This is a genomic window from Actinomyces oris (assembly GCF_001929375.1).
Taxonomy (GTDB): Bacteria; Actinomycetota; Actinomycetes; order Actinomycetales; family Actinomycetaceae; genus Actinomyces; species Actinomyces oris_B.
Window position 1 is genome coordinate 1 of the sequence record NZ_MSGO01000057.1, and the last position, 13,238, is coordinate 13,238.

Here is a 13,238-nt window from a genome sequence, read left to right on the forward strand (position 1 = left end):
CGGTGGGGGCCGGAGCCGTCCGTTGACGGCTCCGGCCCCCACCGTTGTGTCAGCGGCCGATCAGGTCGGCGGCGTTATTGTCGGGCTCAGGCCTCGGGCGCGGTGACCTTGATGAGGGCCTGGCCGGGCTCCACCGAGTCGCCGCCGACGACCTCGACCGAGGCGAAGGAGGCGGTGTTGGTGACGAGCACCGGCGTGGTCAGCGGGTAACCGGCCTGCTCGATGACGGAGCGGTCCACGCGGACGAGCTCCTGGCCCGCGCTGACGCGGTCGCCCTGGGAGACCTTGACGTCGAAGCCCTGGCCCTCCAGGTTGACGGTGTCCAGACCCACGTGGATGAGGATCTCCACGCCGCTGTCCAGGGTGATGCCGAAGGCGTGCCCCGAGGACGGGGCCACGACGACGGTGCCGTCGGCCGGAGCCGTGACGACGATGTCGCCCTGGGGCTCCAGACCCACGCCCTGACCGACGGCGCCCGAGGAGAATACCGGGTCGGGGACCTTGTCCAGGTCCATGGTCGTGGCCTTGAGCGGTGAGGCGATCTCAGTGACCGCGCCGGGAACGAGCGCCGGCTTGGGCGTGGGGGCCTTCGCAGTCCGGTCGCCCTCCTCCACGGGAGCGGCAGCCGCAGCGGTGGCCTTGGGCGCCTCAGCGGCCTCGGCCGGAGCGGAGACGGTGGTGTTGCCGCCCTTAGCGACGCCGGCTGCGGCGAGCGCCTCGGCCCGCTCCTCCTTGGTGCGGTAGCCGAAGGTGACGATGAGGAAGAAGGAGGTGGCGAAGGCCGCGGCGACGGCGATGCCGTAGAGCCATATGGGGTTGAAGACCGGGATGGTCAGCAGTGAGGTGAAGACGAAGGTCGTGGTCGTGACGCCGTCGATGCCTCCCAGCATGCTGCCGATGCCCTGAACGAGGCCGCCGACGGCACAACCGACGAGCATGAACGGGTAGATGCGCTTGAAGCGCAGGTGGATACCGTAGAGGCTCGGCTCGGAGATACCACCGAGCAGACCGGCGAAAAGAGCACCGGTGGCGGTCTGGCGCATCTCATTGTCCTTGTCGCGGACGGACCACACGAGGACTGCCGCGGTGGCACCGAAGCAGGCGAAGTTCCAGGCGCCCATGGGGCCCTGGATGAAGTCGGTGTGGTTGGTGGCCGCCGAGGCGATATTGGCCAGCATGAGGGCGTTGAGCGGCCAGTGCAGGCCCAGCGGCACCAGGAAGGGGTAGACCATGGGGATGAGGATCGCGAAGATGATCGGGGCGTGGGAGTTCAGCCAGAACAGGGCCGTGCCCAGGCCGGTACCGATCCAGATACCCAGGGGGCCGATGAGGAAGGCCGTCACCGGCATCATGATGACGAAGGACAAGAAGGGCACGAAGACCATCTGCACGTTGGTCGGAACGACCTTGACCAGTCCCTTGTAGACCAGGGCCAGGATGGCCACCATCATGAGGGGGACGAAGACCTGGCCGCCGTAGCCGTTGAGCTGCATGGGCAGTCCAGCGATGTGAGCCGTGCACAGCTTGGAGTTCAGCGTCGTGTTGTCGATGCAGGTGGTGCTCGGGTGCGTATCCAGCTTAATGAACTCCGGTGTGAGCAGCGCAGCCATCACCGCGGTGCCGACCCACGGATCGATCTTGAGCTTCTTGGAGGCGTTGTAGGCCACCATGACCGGCAGGAAGTAGAAGACGGCACGGAACATGGCGTCGACGAACAGCAGCGTGGCCGGCTTATGCGCGTCGTCAGCATGGGTGTTGATGAGGCCGAAGGCCTCACAGATGGCCTCGCCCGCGATGATGAGGGAGGCGCCCAGCAGCGCCGGCAGCAGGGGCCGGAAGGAGTCGGACAGGTACTCGAAGAAGGCGTCGACGTAGGCGTTCTTGCCGCGGGCCTTGGCGCGGGCGGCGGCCTTGACGTCGGCGTCGGACTGGCCTGAGCCGGAGGAGCCTCCCTGGCTCTTCATGGCCGGAAGGCTGTTGATCTCGTCGTACACGCTCTGCACGGCACCACCGATGACGATCTGGTAGCGGTCCCCGGACTGGGGGACGGCGCCCATGACGCCCGGGATGGCCTCGACGGCCGCCTTGTCGATGCCGGAGGCGTCCTTGAGCTCGAAGCGCAGTCGGGTGGCGCAGTGGGTGAAATGGATGATGTTCTCGGCGCCGCCCACGGCGTCGAGGATTGCCTCAGGGGTTGAGGTCGTGGTTGCCATTCGGGCCCTTTCCTACTGAGCGAGGGTGACGCGGACGGTGGACGCACCCTCGGCGCGCTCCGAGTCCCCGACGGACTCGCTCTCGGTGGTGGGGATCTGACACCTCGTGCGCCACGCGGGCGCAAAAAGGTGGTTGAGGAAAAGGGTACTGTCTCACGGCGCAGAACAAAAAGGGAACAGCCTGTCTGGATGGTGCCCGTGCCCTGCGCGAGACGGCCGATGACCGTAAGTCTGCGCGATCCCGGTATCCACCGGTAGGCGTTTGTGCAGTTGAGGCGGGGTGTACGCACAGGCGCTCGGGCCAGTGGGTGCACTGGCGGAGCGGGTTCTGCACGCTTGAGGCGCACCGACCCCGCCTCAAGCGAAGGAGCCCGACATGAGTGCGCAGACCTCCCTGGCCGCACAGCCCGCATTGCCGGTCCTACCGAACATCCCGGTTCGCCCGCCCACCACGACTCCGCCTCCCGTCCCGACCCCGACCGCCGCGTCCGATTCGCCGCGCCTCTACGGTCCACCGGGGTGGACGGTGCGCATCGGCCTGTGGCGCCTGCTTGAGCCCTGGCTCGACGTCCCGCGCTGCCTGCCTGGGGAGACGCCGTTGCGTACGGACGCCCTCGGCGCCCCAATGAGCGACTACGTGCCCTTCCGCGGGATGGACGCCGCCACGGCGGCCGACCTGCTGTGCCGGCTGCCGACTGCGGCACTGAGTGACCGTCAGAACCTCGCCCCGAGCCTCAAGACCTTGCTGACCGCCTGCGCCGGGGCGGACGGGCAGGTGCGCCTGTGCGGATACGGCATCGGTCCCCAGCGGGAGGACGAGCGTCTGAGCGTCGAGGCCCTGTGGGTCGCCGACGCCGACCTGCAGGGCTACGAGGTCCTCGTCGAGCACAGCCGGGACTGCCAGTGCTCCGCGCTGTGGGAGAGGGTCAAGGAGCGCTACGAGCTTGACGCCGGGTGCGTGCCCGACGACATCGTGCGCACCCGCCCCGAGTGGGCCGGCGGCGCCGTCGGCTGGTGGATGTGGTGGGACTGATAGGTCCGTTGCGGCGGGCGGCGCCGGCGGGCCCGTACGATGGCGCGCGTGATCAATGTCCAGGACCTCACCATGCGTATCGGTGCCCGCCAGCTCGTCGCTCACGCCGGCTTCCGGGTCGACAAGGGGATGCGCATCGGCCTTGTGGGCCGTAACGGCGCAGGCAAGACCACCATGACCAAGCTGCTCGCCGCCTCCTCCGTGGCCCAGGGCGCCGGCCGCGCCGTCAACGACGCCGATGAGCGCCACGGGCTGGAGGCCGTCGAGCACGAGGGAACGATCACCTGCACGAGCTCGGTGGGCTACCTGCCCCAGGACACCAAGGTCGGGGACCTCAGCGAGATCGCCCGGGACCGGATCCTCTCCGCCCGCGGCATCGACGCGCTCCTGGCCCGCATCCGCAAGGCCGAGGAGCGCATCGCCGTCACCGAGGGCGAGGCCCAGGCCAAGGCCCTGGACCGCTACACGCGCCTGGACCACGAGTTCACCATGGCCGGCGGCTACGCCGCCGCCTCCGAGGCCGCCCGCATCAGCGCCGCCCTGGGCCTGCCCGACCGTGTCCTGGACCAGCCCATCGGCACGCTCTCAGGCGGTCAGCGCCGTCGGGTCGAGCTCTCCCGGGTCCTGTTCCAGCAGCCCGACACGCTCCTGCTCGACGAGCCCACCAACCACCTCGACCACGACTCGATCCTGTGGCTGCGCGACCACCTGCGCACCTACGCCGGGGGCTTCATCGTCATCAGTCACGACGTCGAGCTCCTGCGCGACACCGTCAACCAGGTCATGTACCTCGACGCCGGCCGCGGGGTCCTCGACGTCTACCACCTGGGCTGGGACGCCTACCTCAAGCAGCGCGCCGACGACGAGCACCGGCGCCGTCGGGAGCGCGCCAACGCCGAGAAGAAGGCCGCCGCCCTGCGCGCCCAGGGGGAGAAGATGCGGGCCAAGGCCACCAAGGCCGTAGCCGCCCAGCAGATGCTCAAGCGGGCCGAGCGCCTCATGGCCGACCTGGAGGACGAGGCCGCCGTGGAGAAGGTCGCCCACCTGCGCTTCCCCGACCCCGCCCCCTGCGGCAAGACCCCGCTGCGGGCCGCCGGGCTGTCCAAGGCCTACGGCTCCCTGGAGGTCTTCGCCGGTGTGGACCTGGCCATCGACCGCGGCAGCCGGGTCGTGGTCCTGGGCCTCAACGGCGCCGGCAAGACCACGCTCCTGCGCCTGCTCGGCGGGGTGGAGGAGCCCGACTCCGGTGAGGTCATCCCCGGCCACGGCCTCAAGATCGGCTACTACGCACAGGAGCACGAGACCATCGACACCGCGGCGAGTGTTGTGGAGAACCTGCGCCGCGCCGCCCCCGGCATGGACGACACCCAGGTGCGCAGCGTCCTGGGCTCCTTCCTCTTCTCCGGCTCGGACGCCGACAAGCCCGCCCGGGTCCTCTCCGGCGGGGAGAAGACCCGCCTGGCCCTGGCCATGCTCGTGGTCTCCAGCGCCAACGTCCTCCTGCTCGACGAGCCCACGAACAACCTCGACCCCGCCAGCCGCGAGGAGATCCTCGGGGCGCTGGGCACCTTCGACGGCGCCGTCGTCCTGGTCACCCACGACGAGGGCGCCGTCGAGGCCCTCAACCCCGACCGGGTCCTCCTGCTGCCCGACGGCGACGAGGACCTGTGGGGGCCGGAGTACCTCGAGCTGGTGGCCCTGGCCTGAGGGGCAGACCGCACCCTCCCGCCCCGGCGGCGATGCCGTCGGACACAGTGAGTCCCCTCACCACGGCTCCGGGGTGGGGACCGCGTAGGGTTGTCACCAGGAACAAGGCATCCGGCTGGAGTGTTGGCTCCAGTGGTTCCTGAAGGCTCTCGTCAGGAGAGCCGCAGGACCGTCAGCGGTGCCACCCGGAGCGCCGCAGATGAACGTAGGCATACCAGACCAGGAGAGGACCATGGCAGAGACCGCCCTGACCGACACCACTGACAGCCAGACCCCCGAGCACGAGGTCATCCTCACCGAGACCGCCGCCGCGAAGGTCGCCAGCCTCCTGGCCCAGGAGGGGCGAGACGACCTGCGCCTGCGCGTGGCCGTCCAGCCCGGCGGCTGCTCCGGCCTGGTCTACCAGCTCTACTTCGATGAGCGTCTCCTGGACGGAGACGCCGTGCGAGCCTTCCCCACGGGCAGTGACGAGATGGCTAGCGTTGAGGTGGTTGTCGACCGCATGAGCGTGCCCTACCTGTCGGGCGCCACCATCGACTTCGCCGACACCATCGAGAAGCAGGGCTTCACCATCGACAACCCCAACGCCGCCGGAAGCTGCGCCTGCGGCGAGTCCTTCCACTGATCCCTCCCGCGCAGGCCCTCCCCCCACTCAAGGAGCTCATGTGCGCCGCACATCCCTGACCCTGACCGCCCTGGCTGCGGCCGCCTGCCTCGCGCTGGCCGGCTGCTCGGGGTCGTCCAAGAACACCTCTGCCACGCCATCGGCCCAGGCGTCCCCGACCCTGACCCCCTCGATCATCAACTGCGCTCAGGAGGCCGGAACGATCGAGACCGACTCCGAGGCGCTTCCGGCGATCGCCGGTGACGCGGGGGCCGAGCCGACCGTCACCTGGAGTGAGGGGAAGCAGGCGCCCGCCAACCTCGTCTCCAAGACTCTCACCGCCGCGGAAGGCCCGGCGGTGGCTTCGGGTGACATCATCACCGCCAACTATGTGGGCTGGAAGTGGGGCTCAACGGAGGCTTTCGACTCCTCCTTCAAGAAGGGCGCCCCGATCACCTTCGGCCTGACCGGGGTCATCCCCGGATGGACTTGCGGTTTGGCCGGACACAAGGTCGGCGAGCGCGTCCTGCTGTCGATCCCGGGCAAGCTCGGGTACGGCGATACCGCCGATCCGGCTCGTCCGAACTCGCCTACCGGCCCGCTCGTCTTCGTCGTCGACATCACCAGCCGCATCACGGGCGATGAGCTGACTCCGGCCACCAAGGACGCCACGGTCGACTCCGCGGCGGTCAAGAAGCTCGCTGACCGCGGCGTGACGCTTTCCGGGGACCTGGGCGCTCCCGCTGCCGCTCTCGCGAGCCCTCAGGCTCAGGAGCCCCTGCAGCCGGAGGTCGTCGTCGTCGCCCGCGGCAAGGGCCAGGCGATCAAGGAGACTGACACGGTGGCCGTGCAGATGTCGCGCACCTCGTGGGACGGCACGACGAGGAGCTCGACCTGGGAGGATCACGCCCCCAGCGCCATGCCGGCCGCGCAGATCCATGCGAACGGGCTGCCAGTGGGATCCAGGATCGTGCTGCTGGCCCCCGGTAACTCCAACGGAGGGAAGCGTCAGTCGGCGTACCTCTTCGTGATCGACGTCGAGAAGGTCATCTGAGGAGAGCGCCGCTCAGGCAACCACTCGCGATAAGGCTGTGGCCCGCACCCCGTGAGGGGCGCGGGCCACAGCCTGTGCGGCGCGTGTCGGGGCTCGGCGTCAGCGGACGATGAGACCCTGGGCCTTGGCGACGGCGTCGGCCAGGCGCTCGGAGACGTCCTGCCAGTTGGCGATGTTCCAGACGGCCTTGACGTAGTCGGCCTTGACGTTGAGGTAGTCGAGGTAGAAGGCGTGCTCCCACATGTCCACCATGAACAGCGGGATGGTGCCCACGGGCAGGTTGCCCTGGTGGTCGAAGATCTGGAAGGTGACGAGCCCACCGGAGATCGAGTCGTAGGCGAGCAGGGCCCAGCCCGAGCCCTGGATGCCCATGGCGGTGGCGGTGAACTGCGCCTGGAACTTCTCGAAGGAGCCGAAGGAGTCCTTGATGGCCTCGGCGAGCTCGCCCTCGGGCTGGCCCCCGCCGTTGGGGGAGAGGTTCTTCCAGAAGATGGAGTGGTTGGTGTGGCCGCCCAGGTTGAAGGCGAGGTTCTTCTCCCACAGGTTGATGGCGGCCAGGTCGCCGGCCTCGCGGGCGGCGGCCAGGGCATCCAGGGCGGCGTTGGCGCCGGCGACGTAGGCGGCGTGGTGCTTGTCGTGGTGGAGCTCCATGATCCTGCCGGAGATGTGAGGCTCCAGGGCGGCGTAGTCGTAGGGGAGCTCAGGAAGGGTGTACACGGCCATCAAGGACTGCCTTTCGGTGGGTGAGGTGGCTTCAGTCCCGTCTCAGCAGGGCTCATTAGGACTGAAGTCCTGAACATGGTTCATGCTAGACGTGGAGCCGGAAGAGGGATAGTGAGCCCGCGTGTGATTACACTGACCGCGGAAACACTGCCGTCCGTACCCGTCCACGAAGGATCCGCTATGACCGACCAGGCTGCTTCCGCCCGCCTCGAGCTCCTCGTCTTCTCCGACGACGCCACCGTGCGTCAGGAGGTCATCGACGGTGTCGGACACCGACCGGCCAAGGGCCTGCCACTGGTGAGCTGGACCGAGGCGGCCACCGCCGAGGGCGTGCGCATGGCCATCAAGGACCGCGAGAAGGAGGACCAGCCGCCCTTCGACGCACTGGTCCTGGACGCCGAGGCCAAGAAGCTCGGCGGCATGGGGCTGGCCCACGAGCTGTTCACCGAGCTCGACGAGCGCCCCGCCGTCGTCCTGCTGACCGCCCGCCCCCAGGACGACTGGCTGGCCGCCTGGGCCAAGGCGGAGGTCGTCGTGCCCCGCCCCCTGGACCCGCTGAGCCTCCAGGAGGGCGTCGCCAAGGCCCTCACCGCGCGCCGCGGCACCGTCACCCCCGCCGGCTGAACCGGACGTCGGCCACGCGGAGGCGACCTGCTCACGCGCGGCGCCGTCACTCCTGCGAGGCCAGGACCTTGCGGTGTCGGGCAGCAGCCCCGATCGGCCACGTGAGCACCGCGGGGTCGCCGTCGACCTCCACGATGCGGGCGCCCTCGTCCAGGATCCAGTCGGCCAGCAGGCTCGTCTCCTCAATGCTCACCACCTCACCGACGCGGCCGGGCCTGTCAACGACCCGGGCGCTGGCGCGCAGCAGCTCGACGGCGGGACGCGGGTCGGCACCCGGCGCGGTCGTCATGGAGCCGGCCAGCACGCCCCAGCGCACCACCACCAGCTCCCAGCCCCCGACCTCGCGGCGGCGGGCCGCCATGAGGTGCGGGCAGGCCAGCAGGGGCCGCACCCGCTCGGCCCGGTCCACCGCGCGCAGCAGGCAGCGCAGACGGGCCGTCCAGGTCCCGGCCTCCTCGTAGCGCTCGGCCCGGGACAGTGCCGCGATGCGCTCCAGCAGGGGAGAGGCCACCAGGTCGACCTCGCCCGACAGGCAGGCCAGCACCTCAGCCGGCTCAGCCGGGACGTCGTCGTGGCGTACCCGGCGCAGCTCGCGCCCGTCCCAGCGGCCCAGACGCAGCACCGACTCGGCGGCGCGCAGGGCCTCCTGGCCCCTGCCGCGTGAGGCGAAGGGGCCCACCGCGCGGCCGACCTCCTCCGTGGGCAGCACGGTGGTGAGCGCCAACCGCGGCTCGGCCCCCGGGCCCGAGCCCTGGTCCAGGTGGAGCCAGGGCCGGCGGCGCGGAGCCCGGGAGCGGCGGTTGACCGGTGGGTCGAGCTCGGCGATCATCCGCAGCTCGCGCACCCGCGCCTCAATGAGCGTGGGGGTGGCGATGTGCCGCACGCTCACGGTGGTGTCCAGCATCTGCGCCACCTTGCGGCGTTTCTCCGCGGCGGTGAAGTAGGAGCGCACCCGGCGTTTGAGGTCCACGGCGCTGCCCACGTAGAGCACCTGGTCGGCCGCCGAGCGGAACTGGTAGACGCCGGGGCCGCTGGGCAGGGCGTCGGCCAAGCGGCTCTTGGCCCGGCGCCTGGCCGGGACCGGGTCGGAGGCGGTGGCCAGGTCCTCCAGGTGCGTGACACCGAGCGGCGCCATGACCTCCAGGGCCGCGTGCAGCACGTCCACGGTGGCGCGCGCGTCATCCAGGGCCCGGTGCGTGGGACGGGTCCGGGAACCGACGAAGGCGGCCAGTGTCCCCAGCTTGTGGTTGGGCACCTCGCTGCGGGTCCAGGCCTTGCGGGCCAGCGCCAGCGTGTCCAGCACGCGGGGCTCGGGCCACTCCAGGCCCAGGGCCGCTGCGGCGTCACGCAGGTGACCGACGTCGAAGCGGGCGTTGTGGGCCACGAGGACGACGTCGTCGGCCAGCAGATCCGCCCAGTCCAGGAAGGCCTCCATGCAGGTGCGTACGCCGGGGGCGCCGGCCACCATGGCGTTCGTGATGCCGGTGAGCATGGTGATCTGGGCGGGGATGGCGACGCCGGGGTTGACCAGGGTGGAGAACTCCGCCAGCACCTGCCCGCCGCGCACCTTGACGGCCCCGATCTCGGTCAGAGAGCGAGCGCCCGGCGCCCCGCCGGTGGTCTCCAGGTCCACCACGACGAAGGTCGCCCGCTCCAGGGGCGTGCCCATGTCGGCGAAGGACACCTGGGTCCCGATAGTGCTCACGGTCGCAGGCTAGAGGATGGCAGTGACACGCATCCTCGCCAGCAGTCGGGAAGTCGGTGCGAGCAGGGTGGGAAGCACCCTAGAATCATCCCCATACCCGAGCGGCACCGGCCGGCTCCGGTGCCGTCCGTCTCCGATGGTGCAGGACCGTGTGGTGGCCGCCCAGCCAGCAGTTCACAGGAGGCCCCGCGTGGGATACGGACCCATCAAGGCAACAGTCGGCCCGGCCCTGGAGATGCTCTACCAGCCCTGGATCCGCGGCGAGGAGAACATTCCCGCCGAGGGCGCGGCGATCCTGGCCTCCAACCACCTGGCGGTCATCGACTCCTTCTTCCTGCCGCTGCTGGTGGACCGCGAGGTCGCCTTCATCGGCAAGGCCGACTACTTCACCGGCAAGGGCGTCAAGGGCTGGGCGGTGAAGAACTTCATGAAGACCGTGGGCACGATCCCCGTGGACCGCTCCGGCGGTAAGGCCTCCCAGGCGGCGCTCCAGGCCGGCATCGACCGCCTGCGCTCGGGGCAGCTCTTCGGCATCTACCCCGAGGGCACGCGCAGCCCCGACGGGCGCCTCTACCGCGGCAAGACCGGTGTGGCCCGTATCGCCCTGGCCACCGGCGCCCCCGTGGTGCCCGTGGCGATGATCGGCTCCAACCTGGCTCAGCCGATCGGCAAGTCCATCCCCTCCACCCGCCACCGCGTGGGCATCGTCATCGGCGAGCCGCTGGACTTCTCCCGCTACAAGGGCCTGGAGAACGACCGCTTCGTGCTGCGCTCCATCACCGACGAGATCATGTACGCCCTCATGGCCCTCTCCGGCCAGGAGTACGTGGACCTCTACGCCGCCGACGTCAAGAAGGCCATGGACTCGGAGAAGAAGACCGCCGACGAGGTTGTCACCGAAATGCTCGCCGCCCAGGCGCAGGCCCGCCCCTCGGTGGCCCCCGTGGCCGCGCCCGGTGGCCGCCCCGCCCCCGAGGTCTCCGTGCCCGAGCCGCCCGAGGACACGAGCGGCAAGGACAAGAAGAAGGACAAGATTGCCGACGACGAGCCCGAGCCCGGCGCCGAGTAGGGGGGGGCGGTAACCGCTGAGCCCGGTTGGGCAAGGGCTACTGGAACACTGGGCACCAAGTTTCGGAAGCGAGTGTGTGTGCTGCGGTATAATAACGAGACTTCCCTGTTATACGCACCATATGTCGAGGAGTGCCAATGGCGGCCACGGATCGCGACATTTTTATTGATGTTGGTATATCCATCGCGAAACTGCTCCTCATAGCCTCCGGACAGGGAGCACTCGCCGCAGCGGTTGGCGAAGGCGCCGGGCTGTTGGCGAAGCTCCGTGGAACGCTGGAAATCGGCGGGAAGCGGGCAGTCTTCGCGGAAAAGATCGCCGACGACGCAGCAAAGCAGCTGCTCGGAAAGCATAAGGGGATCTCCGAGGCCGACTGGCATGTGGCAACCCGACAGGTGGTGTCCCTCATCGACCGGCTCTCGGAGAAGGAACGGCTAGCCGCGGGATACAACTGTGATGAGTTGCGCCGGACTCTTCTTGACCTGGGTGGCACAGACCTGCGCAGCGATCTGGCAGACGAATCGGCGAGGCATGCCTTCGACTGGGTGCTTGAGGTGGCCTGCCATCGTATCGTTGACTGCTTTACTGAGAAGGAGGCGTTGGCCTCCATTCTCGAGAGAGTCGACGAGGTCAGTACCGGAGTTCAGCGTCTCCTGGACCGTCCTGCGGGGGCCTCACAGACGCGCGCCGTTGTTGCTGACCATCTTGAGGTGGTTCGCGACCTTGCTCCGGATCCTCTGGAGGAGCGCGAGCGAGAAATCGCGGAACTGACAGCATTTGTCCATGGGGCGCCGGACGTTTGGTATGCCATGGAGGCGGGCATGATTAGTGGTAAAACCGCCCTGATGTCCTCCTTCGCATTGAATCCGCCGAGCGACGTGCACATCGTTTCCTTCTTCATTCGTCGCATGGGTGGCGATGGGAACGACTGGAGAAGTTTCTCTTTCGTTGCTGGGGCTCAGTTGGCGGAAATTTTAGGAGATGAGTACACAGAGCGGGTTTCTGAGCCGGCATCCCAGAACACCGAGTTCCGTCAACTTTTGCGTCGAGCAGCAACGGCGTGCCAATCAGACAAGAACCCTCGGCCTCTGGTTCTTGTCATTGACGGAGTGGACGAGGATTCCTACTACGAGCGACCAGATGATGCTGCAGCTAAGTCCATTCTATCGTTGCTGCCACGACATCTTCCCGAAGGCGTGAAGTTGGTGACGGCGTCTCGGCCGAACCCTCGGATGCCAGAGGATATAGTATGCAATTCTTCGAGGGTAATTGCCTCACTTAAACCTTCTCCTATTGCTCAAGAGAAGATCAATCAGAAGGATATTGAAACGTTCTTCAAGTCTGATCTCGCTGTCGATATCGGAGCATTTTTGGCGGCGTGTGGTGGCTCTTTGACTGTCGATGAATTGCGACAGCTGATCGCTAGGCGTCGCGGTCTTGACAATGTTCCCAGTAGAGACGTCAAAGCGTGTGTAGATCATTCTCCTGGTCGTATGCTCATGCGAGTCAACGTCGGCTTCGGTGATCGACCAATCCCTTCCTACACTTTGGGACACGATGCCGTTCTGCGAGCCGTGTTGCGTGAGCTCTCGCCAGATCTCTTTGGAGGAGATGAAGGGGTGGGGGATGAGGCTTGGTGGGCAGAATCCCGTGAGAGAGTATTGTTGCCGTACTATCAGGATATTCGAGGGTGGGTGAAGGAGTGTGCCGATAGGGGTTGGGGGTGCAACACCCCTAATTATGTGCTGAGTGAGTCCTGCTTCGAACTCATGCTTGGTGACGATAAATGTGATGGTTCTTCTGTCAAAATTGCTCTCGACCGAGGTAGGTATAATGAGGTGTGGCGACGTTCTGAACGAAAATCGCTTGTGTTGCGAATGATCGATCGTGAGTCTTTCAAGATGATAGGTGAGAGCCGTGCGGAGATTCCTGAAGGCGTGATGACCTTCCTTTATGGGGTTGCTGAGTTGAGGAAGCTGGTTGTGCGGGCGTCTACCTACGTGCCTGGTTTACCTAAACTCTATGTTCTATACTTCAACCTCACTCCCGAGGCTGTGTTGGACATGGTGTTGTCTATCGATAGTCCGGAGAGCAGGCTGAATGCGCTTGTGGAGACAATGAAAGCAGCTGTTGAATGTGGGTGCGTTCGTGTGTTCTTGCCGTTCCTTCCTGTTGTGCTTGAATCCTTGGCTTCTTGCCGAGATTTTACTGATAAGGTTTTGTGTTTGCTGGTGGATGTTTTTGTGTCTATCGGCAGTGCTGTGAACGACTCTGAAGTCAATGGTTTTGAAAGTTTTGATTTAGAAAGATGGGTCAATGAGATTCAAGCTTATGCAAATAGTGGAGGGGGATTTCTATCGCTGAGCTCTTCATTTAATGGTGCTGATGAGGTGAACGAAGGCAGTCATGTGATCGCTCCTTTTTATCATGCTGAGGAGGTGGCTGAGCGGATCGAGGATTCTCAAGAGCGTGCGCGGGTTCTGGCCAAGGTGGCACAGGCGCTGGC

General features: G+C 67.0%; 10 protein-coding genes. 7 read left to right on the plus strand and 3 right to left on the minus strand.

Features of this window, described 5'->3' with window-relative positions:
* Window positions 1-86: 86 nt before the first annotated feature.
* The gene (locus BKH32_RS11500) at window positions 87-2,213 is read right to left on the minus strand and encodes a glucose PTS transporter subunit IIA (RefSeq protein WP_075250148.1); all 2,127 of its coding nucleotides are present in this window, start codon (window positions 2,211-2,213) and stop codon (window positions 87-89) included.
* A gap of 376 nt (window positions 2,214-2,589) precedes the next feature.
* On the opposite strand from BKH32_RS11500, the gene BKH32_RS11505 reads away from it, so the two are divergent.
* The 4 genes from BKH32_RS11505 to BKH32_RS11520 all read left to right on the plus strand — a co-directional run bounded on the left by BKH32_RS11505 (window position 2,590) and on the right by BKH32_RS11520 (window position 6,611).
* A complete protein-coding gene (locus BKH32_RS11505) occupies window positions 2,590-3,246 on the plus strand; it encodes a hypothetical protein (protein ID WP_075250149.1) in 657 nt (218 codons plus the stop codon).
* Between the two features lie 48 nt (window positions 3,247-3,294).
* Window positions 3,295-4,953 carry an ABC-F family ATP-binding cassette domain-containing protein gene (locus BKH32_RS11510; RefSeq protein WP_178384655.1) on the plus strand — a complete coding sequence of 553 codons (1,659 nt, stop codon included), beginning with the start codon at window positions 3,295-3,297 and terminating at the stop codon, window positions 4,951-4,953.
* 232 nt (window positions 4,954-5,185) lie between these two features.
* Complete coding sequence (locus BKH32_RS11515) at window positions 5,186-5,578, plus strand: HesB/IscA family protein (RefSeq protein ID WP_075250151.1); 393 nt, start codon at window positions 5,186-5,188, stop codon at window positions 5,576-5,578.
* Window positions 5,579-5,618: 40 nt separating this feature from the next.
* Window positions 5,619-6,611 (plus strand): FKBP-type peptidyl-prolyl cis-trans isomerase, encoded by a 993-nt coding sequence (locus BKH32_RS11520; RefSeq protein ID WP_075250152.1) that lies wholly within the window; start codon window positions 5,619-5,621, stop codon window positions 6,609-6,611.
* Window positions 6,612-6,710: 99 nt separating this feature from the next.
* Here the strand turns inward: BKH32_RS11520 and BKH32_RS11525 are convergent, their stop codons facing one another.
* Window positions 6,711-7,334 (minus strand): superoxide dismutase, encoded by a 624-nt coding sequence (locus BKH32_RS11525; RefSeq protein ID WP_075250153.1) that lies wholly within the window; start codon window positions 7,332-7,334, stop codon window positions 6,711-6,713.
* Between the two features lie 180 nt (window positions 7,335-7,514).
* Between BKH32_RS11525 and BKH32_RS11530 the strand changes: the two genes are divergently transcribed.
* Window positions 7,515-7,958, plus strand: coding sequence for a hypothetical protein (locus BKH32_RS11530; protein ID WP_075250154.1), 444 nt, complete (start codon window positions 7,515-7,517; stop codon window positions 7,956-7,958).
* A 46-nt stretch (window positions 7,959-8,004) separates the two neighbouring features.
* On the opposite strand, the gene BKH32_RS11535 is transcribed toward BKH32_RS11530, so the two are convergent.
* On the minus strand, window positions 8,005-9,663 hold the full coding sequence (locus tag BKH32_RS11535; RefSeq protein ID WP_256691766.1) for a DEDD exonuclease domain-containing protein: 1,659 nt from the start codon (window positions 9,661-9,663) through the stop codon (window positions 8,005-8,007).
* A 190-nt stretch (window positions 9,664-9,853) separates the two neighbouring features.
* Here BKH32_RS11535 and BKH32_RS11540 point away from each other — a divergent pair, with 190 nt between their 5' ends.
* Entirely contained in the window at window positions 9,854-10,732 is an 879-nt protein-coding gene (locus BKH32_RS11540) for a lysophospholipid acyltransferase family protein (protein WP_075250155.1), read from the plus strand.
* A 137-nt stretch (window positions 10,733-10,869) separates the two neighbouring features.
* Window positions 10,870-13,238 (plus strand): hypothetical protein (locus BKH32_RS13730; RefSeq protein ID WP_218638470.1); only part of this gene is annotated, 2,369 nt, incomplete at its 3' end.

What these genes read in the sequence shown, in the direction of transcription:
- BKH32_RS11505 (WP_075250149.1), top strand. Translation starts at nt 2,590, where the DNA reads ATGAGTGCGCAGACCTCCCTGGCCGCACAGCCCGCATTGCCGGTCCTA.
- BKH32_RS11530 (WP_075250154.1), top strand. Translation starts at nt 7,515, where the DNA reads ATGACCGACCAGGCTGCTTCCGCCCGCCTCGAGCTCCTCGTCTTCTCC.
- BKH32_RS11515 (WP_075250151.1), top strand. Translation starts at nt 5,186, where the DNA reads ATGGCAGAGACCGCCCTGACCGACACCACTGACAGCCAGACCCCCGAG.
- BKH32_RS11525 (WP_075250153.1), bottom strand. Translation starts at nt 7,334, where the DNA reads ATGGCCGTGTACACCCTTCCTGAGCTCCCCTACGACTACGCCGCCCTG.
- BKH32_RS11500 (WP_075250148.1), bottom strand. Translation starts at nt 2,213, where the DNA reads ATGGCAACCACGACCTCAACCCCTGAGGCAATCCTCGACGCCGTGGGC.